The sequence below is a fragment of the Bartonella vinsonii subsp. berkhoffii ATCC 51672 genome (assembly GCF_902825225.1).
Lineage (GTDB): Bacteria > Pseudomonadota > Alphaproteobacteria > Rhizobiales > Rhizobiaceae > Bartonella > Bartonella berkhoffii.
In genome coordinates this window covers 1-441 of sequence record NZ_CADEAK010000173.1, presented here as the reverse complement: position 1 = coordinate 441, position 441 = coordinate 1, and the positions used below count along the sequence as shown (strand labels likewise).

Annotated in this window: 1 pseudogene; it reads left to right on the top strand. The window is 39.9% G+C overall.

The features are described 5' to 3' along the window. Positions 1-28 precede the first annotated feature (28 nt). A pseudogene (locus tag J7R10_RS08795) lies at positions 29-441 on the top strand (hypothetical protein); the annotation flags it as partial.

The following is a 441-nucleotide window of genomic DNA, read 5'->3' as shown; positions in this document are numbered from 1 at the left end:
TCAAATATTTTGCTCATGGGGTTTCTCAATGGCTTTTTTCCCAATCGCTGATTATCGGCCCGATGTTGCTGATATTAATGGCATCTTTACCGATGAACTCATCAATGTGCTCCCAGCTGATGGGTCCTATATTCCTATGCCTAGCTTTAAACCCTTGACAGAGCCTTGTCCTGATAAAATTTTAGGGGCTCTTGCTGTGAAAACAAAAAGTGGGGTGTCTATTATTGTTGGAACGAGACAAAAACTCTACCTGCTCGATAATACGACAATGCGGTGGAGAGATATTAGCCAAAAGGGAAAGTCTTATCTCGCAAATGTTGATGCTCCATGGTCTTTCGCTTTGTTTGGGGATTATGTTATTGCTGTTAATGCCAATGATAAGCCTCAAGTGATTGATATTAATCATGATAAAAAATTTAGAGATTTAGGAGGAAATCCACC